Here is a 10,256-nt window from a genome sequence, read left to right as displayed (position 1 = left end):
CTGTCGCGAGAGCGGGAGGCGATCGGCGAAGGGCAGTGACATCCGGGGCTCATTTCGTGACGGGGGCCGCGAGGACCGCTGTCGCGGGCCTTCGACGGCATCGGCGGGACAGCGCGTGGCGGCGGGCCGGCCGGGCACGAGCCGCCTACCCTGGAAACCATGGCCAGATCCCATCTCACTCTAGCCGCGCTGGCCACCTCGGCCGTCGAAGGCCCGCGACAGCGGTCCTCGCGGCCCCCGTCACGAAATGAGCCCCGGATGTCACTGCCCTTCGCCGATCGCCTCCCGCTCTCGCGACAGGCGGCCGACCGCGACGGCGTCGGACGCTCACGGCCCGCGCTCTTCGACGAGCTGCTCGCCGATCCCGCCACCCGCGTGCTCGTCCTGCACCACGACCGGACCCTGGTCGAGACCGACCGCCTCCTCCTGCGCCGCCCCGAGGACGTGACCGCCGGCACCCTCCGGATCTACCTCGGCCGCACGCTCGCCGAGGCCCCCGGCGAGCCGGTCGGAACGCCCGTCATCGCGACCGTCCTCACCGACGCGGCCGCCGCCGAGCTCGAGCCCGACGAGGAGCGGTGGAGCGGCCTGCGCCCGATCGCCGAGCGCCTGAGCGACCGCGACGCGGGCCTGTTCACCGAGGCCCTCGCCATCGCGAACTGGCACGCCTCGCACGGCTACTCGCCCCGCAACGGCGACCCGACCGTGGTCGAGCAGGGCGGCTGGGTCCGCCGCTCGCCCACCGACGGCAGCCAGGTCTTCCCGCGCACGGATCCGGCGATCATCGTCTGCGTCCTCGACGCGGACGACCGCCTCCTCCTCGGCTCGAACGCGATGTGGGGCACCGGCCGCTTCTCCCTGCTCGCCGGCTTCGTCGAGCCGGGCGAGTCGCTCGAGGCCGCGGTGATCCGCGAGATCGGCGAGGAGTCGGGCATGCGCGTCGTCGACCCGCAGTACCTCGGCTCGCAGCCCTGGCCCTTCCCCGCCTCCCTCATGGTCGGCTTCACCGCCCGCCTCGCCGAGGACCAGTCCCCGGAGGATCTGCTCCCGGACGGCGAGGAGATCGTCGAGCTGCGCTGGTTCACCCGGCAGCAGCTGCACGACTCGCTCGAGTCCGTGCTGCTGCCCGGCCGCTCGTCCATCGCCCGCGCGATGATCGAGGACTGGTACGGAGGCGAGCTGGAGAACGGCCCGATCGCGTGACCCTGCTCGACGGACTCGACGAAGGGCAGCGCGAGGCTGCGGAGGCGCTGCTGGGGCCGGTCTGCGTCCTCGCGGGAGCGGGCACCGGCAAGACGCGGACGATCACGCACCGCATCGCGCACGGAGTGGCGACCGGCGTCTACACGCCCGGTCGCGTCATGGCCCTGACCTTCACCAGCCGCGCCGCGGCCGAGCTGCGCTCGCGCCTGCGGGTGCTCGGCGCCGGCGGCGTCCAGGCCCGCACCTTCCACGCCGCCGCCCTCTCGCAGCTCGGCTACTTCTGGCCGCAGCTGGTGGGGGGCACGATGCCCCAGCTGCTCGACGGCAAGGCGCGCCTGCTCGGGCACGCGGCCGAGCGGCTCCGCCTGAAGCTCGACACGGCGACGCTCCGCGACCTCTCGGCCGAGATCGAGTGGCGGAAGGTGTCCGCCCTCTCGCTCGAGCAGTACGCCGTCGCCGCCCGCACGCGCCCCCTGCCCGGACGGCTCACCCTGGAGCAGACGGTCGCGCTCGTGGACGAGTACGAGGGGCTGAAGGACCAGCGCCGCCAGATCGACTTCGAGGACGTCCTGCTCGTGACCGCCGGGATGCTCGAGTCCGAGCCCGCGATGGCGATGCAGGTGCGCGAGCAGTACCGCTTCTTCGTCGTCGACGAGTACCAGGACGTCTCGCCGCTGCAGCAGCGGCTGCTGGAGCTCTGGCTCGGCGACCGGAGCGATCTCTGCGTCGTCGGCGACGCCAGCCAGACCATCTACTCCTTCGCGGGTGCGCGGGCCGACTACCTCCTCGACTTCCCGTCCCGCTGGCCGGCCGCCACCGTGGTGCGCCTGGAGGAGAACCACCGCTCGGCCGTGCCGATCGTGCAGACCGCGAACCGCCTCATGCGGGGCAGGCCCGGGGCCCTCTCGCTCCACGCCGTCGCCGCCGCCGAGGCGCCGGAGCCCGCGATCGACGCCTACCCGGACGACATCGCGGAGGCGCGCGGGATCGCGGCGCGGGTCGCGGCCGACATCGAGGCGGGGGTGCGCCCCTCCGACATCGCGGTCCTCTTCCGCACCAACAGCCAGTCGGCGGTCATCGAGCACGCCCTGCACGAGCGGGGAGTGAGCGCGCACATGCGCGGCGGCAAGCGCTTCTTCGATCTCCCCGAGGTCAAGCAGGCCGTGATGCAGCTGCGCGCGGCGTCCGTGTCGATCAGCGGCGAGCCGCTGTTCAAGTCGGTGAGCGACGTCCTCCGCTCGCTCGGCTGGAGCGCCGAGCCCCCGTCGGCGCCCGGTGCGGTGCGCGACCGGTGGGAGTCGCTGGACACGCTGGCCCGCCTCGTCGACGAGGCCCCTGCCGGATGGACCTTCCGCCAGTTCACCGACGACCTGATCGCACGCCAGCAGGTGCACCACGAGCCGGACCGCGGCGCGGTCACCCTCGCCACGCTGCACTCGTCGAAGGGCCTCGAGTGGGAGTCGGTGCACCTGATGGGGCTCGCCGAGGGCCTGCTGCCGATCTCGTACGCCGCCGGCCTCGAGGCGATCGACGAGGAGCGGCGCCTCCTCTACGTCGGCATCACCCGGGCCCGTCGGCGCCTGCGCCTCTCGTGGGCGCGCTCGACGGTCGGCCGCGTCACGCGGAGGGAGCCGTCGCGCTTCCTCGAAGAGCTCGGCACGCGCACTCGGGGTGCGGCTCCCGCTCCCGCACGGTGAACGCTCCGGAGGCGTCGCTGTAGACCCGCTCGGCCGCGCGGAGCCCTCGCCAGCCCGCGAGCAGCCGCCGCAGCACGGCGTCGGCGGCCGCCACGGCGATCGCCGCGCTCGCGAGCGGCGTGCGGGTGGGGGCTGAGCGGCCGAGCACCTGGATGACGAGGCGCGCGCGATCCGGGTCGAGGTCCATCCGGTCCCGCTCGGCGCAGTGCAGGCACGGTCCGGACCCCGGCTCCACCAGGGGTCCGAGGCGCACCGATTCGTCGCCGAACACCACCGCCAGGTGCGGCACATCGGCCGCGAGCCAGTGCGCGGCGCGGGCGGGGGCGACCGCGAAGTAGGCGATCAGCACGGCGAGGTCCGGCGTCCCGTCGTCGGCGAGCAGAGAGCAGCCCTCGCTCCGGAGCAGCGTGCGCAGTGCGTCCGGTGCCGCGCCCGTCCCCTCGACGACGACCCGCGGTGCCGGGGGAGGGCCTGGCTCGACGCTGCGCAGCAGGACCGGCCGGAGCGCCTCGAGCACCTCGTCGACTCGCGCCTCGCTCGCTCCGGCGCGCGCCGCGATCAGGCGGACGGTGCCGGCGCTGGTGCCCACGCGGAGGGCGTCGAGCAGCAGCTCCTCCGGGTAGCCGACGCCGTCCAGCACCGCGTGCGGCCGGTCGAGGCCGAGCTGCACCGCGGTCGCGGAGCGCCAGAGCAGGGGGAGTCGGGGATCGAGCCGGAGCACCATCCGGCGATCATGGCCGAGACCGGCTCGGCGCCGCGCGAGTTGTCCACAGGCGGGCGCCGGACGGGGGGTCAGACGGGGCGGTCGCCCGTGGGGGAGGAGCCGCGGTCGTCGTCGTCCGGCGAGCCGGCGTCGTCGGTCGTGTCCGGAGCGTCCCCGGAGGCGCCGTCGCCCTCGCGCGGCATCGTGCCGTTCAGCAGGTCCTCCAGCGCGCGGTCCATCTCGTCGGGCTCCGGGGTCTCGCCGCGGGCCTCGGCCGTGAGCCGGGCGACGAGCGCGCTCGGGTCGTCCAGGTCCTCCGAGCCGGGGAGCAGGTCGGGGTGCGACCAGAGGGAGTCGCGGGCCTCGGGCCCGACGGCGTCGGTCACGGCCTGCCACATCGCGGCGGCCTCGCGGAGGCGGCGCGGGCGCAGCTCCAGGCCGACGAGGGTGGCGAAGGCGGATTCGGCCGGCCCGCCGGAGGCGCGGCGGCGGCGGACCGTCTCGGCGATCGCCCCGGCGCTGGGCAGGCGAGTGGTCGCCGCCGCGGTGACGACGTCGACCCACCCCTCGATGAGGGCGAGGACGGTCTCGAGGCGGCCGTGCGCGGCGAGCTGCTCCTCCGTCTTCGGCGGGATGAGCGCGCCGGAGGTCATCGCGTCGCGGAGCTCCTCGGGGTTCGACGGGTCGAAGCCCTCGGCCAGCTCCTCGAGGCGGGTGGTGTCGATGCTGATCCCGCGCGCGAAGTCGGTGATCTGCGAGATGAGGGCGAGACGGAGCCACTTTCCGTGCCGGAAGAGGCGGGCGTGCGCGAGCTCGCGGACCGCCAGGTACAGCTGCACCTGGTCCAGCGGGATGTCGAGGCCCTCGCCGAACGCGGCGACGTTCTGCGGCAGGATCGCCGCGTCGTTCTCCTCCAGCAGCGGGATGCCGATGTCGCCGCCCGAGACGACCTCGGCGGCGAGCTGCCCGACGACCTGGCCCAGCTGCAGGGCGAACAGGGTGCCGCCGATCCCGCGCATCATGCCCTCGGCACCGGCGATCATCGCCTGCATCTCCTCCGGGGCCTGCTCTCGGAGCACGCGGGTCAGCGCGTCCGAGATGCTCAGCGCCACCGGCTCGGCGAGCTGGGTCCAGACCGGCATCGTCAGGGAGATCCACTCGAGGCGGCTGATCGAGCGCGGCGTGCGGCTCAGCTCGGAGACGTACGCGACCTCGTCGAGCCAGAGCGCGGCGACGCCGAAGGCCGCGTCGATCGGAGCCCGCACGGAGTCGGACACCGGCGCGGACTCGGCGCGCGCGAGCTGCTTCGCCTGCTCGAGCGAGAGCGTCCAGTTGACGCCGCCGTCGCCGTTCTGCTGCATCGCGCTCTGCAGCTGCGAGAGCAGGTTCTGCAGGGCCACCGGGTCGTTCGGCAGGCCTGCCGCTCCGGCGAGCTGCGAGGGGTCGACCGGGCCGTTCCCCGAGAGGAACTGCCGCAGCATCTCCCGGAACTCGTCCTCGGAGCCGCCGCCCGCTCGGTCCGCACTGTCGCCATCGGCCATCGGGATCAGCCCTCCGTCGCTCACCTGAATCCGGTCGCCGCACCGCCTCCGCGGCCCTGCACAGGGCGCCGGTTCCGGCGCGACTCCCAGTCGTGCAAGCTACGTTAGCCCGAGCGCCCGGGGCCTCGGCGTGCAGAGCACCGCTCGGGCCCAGCCCGCTTCCGCCCGCCGCGAACATCCCGGCGGAGCCGCTCCACCCGTTGCCAGAAAGGCCCCCGTGTCGCTGTTCTCCGACGACCCGCGCCCCTCCTCCTCCTCGCGCCGCCCGTGGGTCGGACCGGTCGTCCTCCTCTCGGGTGTCGCCGTCGTTGTCGGTCTGGGCGTCGCGCCCGCCCCCTACGTGATCGAGCAGCCCGGCCCCGTGTTCGACACCCTGGGCAGCAGCAAGGACGTGCCCCTCATCTCGATCCCGGACCGCACCACCTATCCCACGGCCGGCACGCTCGACATGCTCACCGTGTCGGTCGTCGGCAACCCGCAGAGCCTGCCCACCTGGGTCGAGGTCGCGAGCGCCTGGTTCGACAGGACCAAGGCGGTCGTCCCGGTCGACGCGATCTTCCCTCCCTCCTCCACGGTCGAGGAGCGCGACGAGGCGAACCAGGCCGAGATGACCGACTCCCAGCAGGAGGCGATCGCCGCCGCGCTCACCGAGCTCGGCTACCCCGTCGAGCAGCGCGTCTCGGTCGTGCAGGTGCCCGAGGGCTCTCCGGCCGAGGGCGTCCTGGAGGCGGGGGACGAGATCCTCGCGGTCGCGGGCACCCCCGTCGCCGACGCGACCGCCCTGCGCGCGACCCTGCAGACCCTCGGCACCGGCTCCCCGGTGCAGGTCAGCATCGAGCGCGAGGGCGCCCGGCGGGAGGTGGAGGTCACGCCGCGCGACTCGAACGGCGCCGCCGTCATCGGCGTCCTCCCCGGAGCGGCCTTCGACTTCCCGTTCGAGGTCGACATCCAGCTGGACGACGTGGGCGGGCCGAGCGCGGGCATGATGTTCGCCCTCGGGATCATCGACAAGCTCACCGAGGGCGAGCTCAACGGCGGGCGGAGCGTCGCCGGGACCGGCACGATCGACGCGGCCGGCGAGGTCGGCGCCATCGGCGGGATCCGCCAGAAGCTCTACGGGGCGGAGGGCGCCGGAGCCGAGTACTTCCTCGCCCCCGCGACCAACTGCAACGAGGTCGTCGGCCACGTCCCCGACGGGCTCGACGTGCTCGCGGTCTCGACCCTCGACGACGCCCTCGCCGCCCTGAAGGGCATCGCCGCGGGCGACACCTCCGGGCTGCCGGACTGCAGCACCGCCGCTCCCCTCGACTGATCCCGCCCGCCGACCCCGGGTCGACGCCCAGGTGAGCCGGACAGCCGTCGCATAGCATGGGTGGCCTCCCCTCACATCTCGACAGCAAGAGGCCCTCACGTGAGTTCCACAGCAACCGAAACCCCGCCGCGGAAGAGACGGAGCGTCCTCGCCGTCACTGTCGTGGTGGTGGCCGTCCTGGTGGTGGCGTTCTTCGTCTTCGCCGGTCTGTACACCGACATCCTCTGGTACGACCAGCTCGGCTTCCTCTCCGTGCTCACGACGCAGTGGGCGGCCGCGGGCGGGCTCTTCGTCATCGGCTTCGTCGCCATGGCCGTGCCGGTGTTCATCAGCCTGATGCTGGCGTACCGCCTCCGGCCGGTCTACGCGAAGCTCAACTCGCAGATCGACCGCTACCAGCAGGTCGTGGAGCCGCTGCGGCGCCTGGCCACCTTCGGGATCCCCGCGGTGCTCGGCCTCTTCGCCGGCGTCTCCTCCGCCACCCGCTGGCAGACGAGCCTCACCTTCTGGAACCGCACGCCCTCGGGCACCACGGATCCGCAGTTCGGCCTCGACACGTCGTTCTACCTCTTCGAGCTGCCCTTCTACCAGAGCATCGTCGGCTTCGCGTCGGCGGTCCTGCTGATCTCGGCGTTCGCGACCCTCGCCACCGGCTACCTCTACGGAGCGATCCGGGTGAACGGCCGCGAGATCCGCATCTCGAAGGCCTCGCGCATCCAGCTCGCGGTCATCGCCGCCCTCTACCTCGCCGTGCAGGCGGTCAGCCTCTGGCTCGACCAGTACGCGACGCTCGCGCAGCAGGGGCCCCGCATCACCGGCGCCACCTACTCCACCGTCAACGCGACGATCCCGGGCCTGCAGATCCTGGCCGGCATCGCGGCGCTGGTCGCGATCCTCTTCGTCGTCACCGCCTTCATCGGCCGCTGGCGCTTCCCGGTCATCGGCACCGCGCTGCTGATCGTGTCGAGCCTGCTCGTCGGCTCCCTCTACCCGTGGATCGTGCAGAAGTTCCAGGTCGAGCCCAACGAGCGCACGCTCGAGCAGCCCTTCATCCAGAACAACATCGACATGACCCGCCAGGCCTACGGCGTCAGCGACGTCGACGTCATCCCCTACGACGCGACCACGGACGCGGAGCCGGGCGCCCTGCGCTCGGACGCCGAGACCACCGCGAACATCCGCATCCTCGACCCCGCCGTCGTCACAGACGCGTTCTCGCAGCTGCAGCAGTTCCGCCAGTACTACAAGTTCGGCGACACGCAGAACGCGCTCGACGTCGACCGCTACTCCATCGACGGATCGACGCAGGACGCCGTGGTCGGCGTCCGCGAGCTGAACCTCAACGGCCTCGGCACCAACCAGACCTGGTACAACCAGACGCTCGTCTACACCCACGGCTACGGCCTGGTCGCCGCGTACGGCAACCAGCGCTCGGCCGACGGCGAGCCGGTGTTCATCGAGTCCGGCGTCCCGACGACGGGCGACCTCGGCGACTACGAGCCGCGGATCTACTTCGGCGAGAACTCCCCGCCGTACTCGATCGTGGGCGGCAACGACTCGCGCGACATCGAGCTCGACTACCCCTCGGGCACCGACGGCGCGCAGCAGACCTACACGACCTTCGACGGCGAGGGCGGCCCCGCTCTCGACAACGTCTTCAAGAAGCTCGTCTACGCGATCAAGTTCCAGTCCGAGCAGATCTTCCTCTCGGACGGTGTGAACGACGACTCGCAGATCCTCTACGACCGCGATCCCGTGCAGCGCGTCCAGAAGGTCGCGCCGTACCTCAAGCTCGACTCCGACGCCTACCCGACCGTCGTCGACGGCCGCGTGAAGTGGGTCGTCGACGGGTACACCACCTCGGCCGACTACCCGTACTCGGAGGTGCAGAGCCTCTCGCAGGCGATCGCCGACACGAACACGCAGCAGCAGTTCCCGACCGACGACGTCAACTACATCCGCAACTCGGTGAAGGCGACCGTCGACGCGTACGACGGCAGCGTCACGCTCTACGCGTGGGACACCGAGGACCCGATCCTGCAGACCTGGCAGAAGATCTTCCCGACCACGGTGAAGCCCGTGAGCGACATGTCGGGTGAGCTGCTCAGCCACGTCCGGTACCCGGAGGACCTCTTCAAGGTCCAGCGCGCGGTCCTCGGCACCTACCACGTCACCGACGCGGGCTCCTTCTACTCCCGCGAGGACGCCTGGGCGACGCCGAACGACCCGACCAGCGGAGCCGCGACCACGGCCGCCGCGACCGGCACCAGCCTGCAGCCTCCGTACTACCTGACGCTGCAGACGCCGGACCAGGACGTGCCGTCGTACTCGCTCTACTCGACGTACATCCCGGCGAGCGTCCAGGGCGCGCAGGCCAGCCGCAACGTGCTGACCGGCTACCTCGTGGCCGACTCCGACGCCGGCTCGACGGCGGGCTCCGTGGCCGACGGCTACGGCACGCTCCGCCTGCTCGAGCTGCCGAAGGACGACACGGTGCCCGGCCCCGGCCAGGTGCAGAACGCGTTCACCACCGACCCGACGGTCGCGAACGAGCTGAACATCCTCTCCCGCGGCGACACCACCGTCACGAGGGGCAACCTGCTCACGCTGCCGGTCGGCGGCGGCCTGCTCTACGTCCAGCCGATCTACGTGCGCTCCAACGGAGACACGAGCTTCCCGCTCCTGCAGAAGGTGCTGGTCGCGTTCGGTGACGACATCGCCTTCGAGGACACCCTCGACGCGGCCCTCGACAGCCTCTTCGGCGGCGACTCGGGAGCCGACGCGGGCGACACCGGCACGCCGACGACTCCGGACGCCGGCACCGGCACCTCGGGCGGCGACACCGGAGGCGACGCGGGCGGCACGACCGGCGGCACCGGCTCCACGCCGGCCACGGGCGACCAGACGGCGCTGCAGCAGGCGCTGAACGACGCGCGGGACGCACTCACGGCTCGCGAGAACGCCCTCAAGGCGGGCGACCTCACCGCCTTCGCGGCGGCGGACGAGCAGCTGACCGAGGCGCTCTCGCGGGCGCTGCAGGCCGAGGGCGGCCAGTAGCCCGCATGGTGCAGGTCGACCGCGGCGAGCACCTCCGCTCGGGGGAGTGGCTCGAGCTGAACCGCACGTACTGGGTGGAGCGCACCGGCGAGGGTGCGCTCCACCCGGAGCTCGTCACCGCGACGCTCCTCGACCCCGGGCCGAGGATCCTCCAGCTCGGCTCGGGCGGCGGGCTCGACGCGCTCGAGCTCGCCGAGCGCGGCGCCCGCGTGGTGGGCGTCGACTTCTCGATGCCCGCCGTGCGCCGAGCACGCGCCGCCGCCGCGGACAGGGACCTCGCCGGCTCCGCCCGCTTCGTCTGCGCGAACCTCTACGAGCTGCGGCACATGCTGCCGGAGCCCGACTCGTTCGACGTCGTGCTCTGCAGCGCCGGCGTCGTCTCGTGGCTCCCCGACCTGGAGGAGTGGGCGCGGCTGGTGGAGTGGTTCGTCGCCCCCGGCGGCGCGGTGCTCGTCGCCCCGTCGTCGTCCGCTCCCGTCGGCGCCGACGTCCGCACCTGGTCGCGCACCTCGTTCGAGCTCGCAGCCGCACTGACGGCGGTCGGGCTGAGCGTGGACGGGAGCGCCGTGCTGCGCGCCGCCAAGCCCGCCTGAGACCGGAGCCCGCTCCCGCCGCCGCGTCGATTTGCACCGGCGCCGGAACGCGTGTAATGTCTCTTCTTGTGCCGCGGGGTGGAGCAGTTCGGTAGCTCGCTGGGCTCATAACCCAGAGGTCGTAGGTTCAAATCCTGCCCCCGCAACAAG

At 72.7% G+C, this 10,256-nt stretch carries 7 protein-coding genes and 1 tRNA gene; 6 read left to right on the top strand and 2 right to left on the bottom strand.

What is annotated here, in order from left to right; translation table 11 throughout:
- Positions 1-258 precede the first annotated feature (258 nt).
- Together nudC and C5C27_RS03980 are read left to right on the top strand one after the other, a co-directional pair.
- On the top strand, positions 259-1,203 hold the full coding sequence (gene nudC, locus C5C27_RS03985) for an NAD(+) diphosphatase (RefSeq protein ID WP_104313680.1): 945 nt from the start codon (positions 259-261) through the stop codon (positions 1,201-1,203).
- Positions 1,200-2,900, top strand: coding sequence for an ATP-dependent helicase (locus C5C27_RS03980; protein ID WP_104313679.1), 1,701 nt, complete (start codon positions 1,200-1,202; stop codon positions 2,898-2,900). Before nudC ends, C5C27_RS03980 begins: the two co-directional genes overlap by 4 nt.
- On the opposite strand, the gene C5C27_RS03975 is transcribed toward C5C27_RS03980, so the two are convergent.
- The gene (locus tag C5C27_RS03975) at positions 2,821-3,624 is read right to left on the bottom strand and encodes a hypothetical protein (RefSeq protein WP_104313678.1); all 804 of its coding nucleotides are present in this window, start codon (positions 3,622-3,624) and stop codon (positions 2,821-2,823) included. The genes C5C27_RS03980 and C5C27_RS03975 overlap by 80 nt on opposite strands.
- Before the next feature lie 68 nt (positions 3,625-3,692).
- Entirely contained in the window at positions 3,693-5,144 is a 1,452-nt protein-coding gene (locus tag C5C27_RS03970) for a zinc-dependent metalloprotease (RefSeq protein WP_104238192.1), read from the bottom strand.
- 217 nt (positions 5,145-5,361) lie between these two features.
- Here C5C27_RS03970 and C5C27_RS03965 point away from each other — a divergent pair, with 217 nt between their 5' ends.
- The 4 genes from C5C27_RS03965 to C5C27_RS03950 all read left to right on the top strand — a co-directional run bounded on the left by C5C27_RS03965 (position 5,362) and on the right by C5C27_RS03950 (position 10,252).
- Positions 5,362-6,456: a PDZ domain-containing protein gene (locus tag C5C27_RS03965; RefSeq protein ID WP_104313677.1), complete on the top strand. Its 1,095-nt coding sequence runs from the start codon at positions 5,362-5,364 to the stop codon at positions 6,454-6,456.
- A gap of 99 nt (positions 6,457-6,555) precedes the next feature.
- A complete protein-coding gene (locus C5C27_RS03960; protein ID WP_181027225.1) occupies positions 6,556-9,513 on the top strand; it encodes a UPF0182 family protein in 2,958 nt (985 codons plus the stop codon).
- 5 nt (positions 9,514-9,518) lie between these two features.
- Positions 9,519-10,106: a bifunctional 2-polyprenyl-6-hydroxyphenol methylase/3-demethylubiquinol 3-O-methyltransferase UbiG gene (locus tag C5C27_RS03955; protein ID WP_104313676.1), complete on the top strand. Its 588-nt coding sequence runs from the start codon at positions 9,519-9,521 to the stop codon at positions 10,104-10,106.
- A gap of 72 nt (positions 10,107-10,178) precedes the next feature.
- A tRNA-Met gene (locus C5C27_RS03950) sits at positions 10,179-10,252 on the top strand.
- The last annotated feature ends 4 nt before the right edge of the window (positions 10,253-10,256 follow it).

The organism is Rathayibacter sp. AY2B7, from assembly GCF_002931635.1.
In the GTDB taxonomy this organism is placed as follows: domain Bacteria; phylum Actinomycetota; class Actinomycetes; order Actinomycetales; family Microbacteriaceae; genus Rathayibacter.
This window is presented reverse-complemented; position numbering and strand designations above follow the sequence as displayed.

Coding starts and splice junctions, on each gene's coding strand:
- nudC (WP_104313680.1), top strand. CDS start 259: ATGTCACTGCCCTTCGCCGATCGCCTCCCGCTCTCGCGACAGGCGGCC.
- C5C27_RS03975 (WP_104313678.1), bottom strand. CDS start 3,624: ATGGTGCTCCGGCTCGATCCCCGACTCCCCCTGCTCTGGCGCTCCGCG.
- C5C27_RS03970 (WP_104238192.1), bottom strand. CDS start 5,144: ATGGCCGATGGCGACAGTGCGGACCGAGCGGGCGGCGGCTCCGAGGAC.
- C5C27_RS03955 (WP_104313676.1), top strand. CDS start 9,519: ATGGTGCAGGTCGACCGCGGCGAGCACCTCCGCTCGGGGGAGTGGCTC.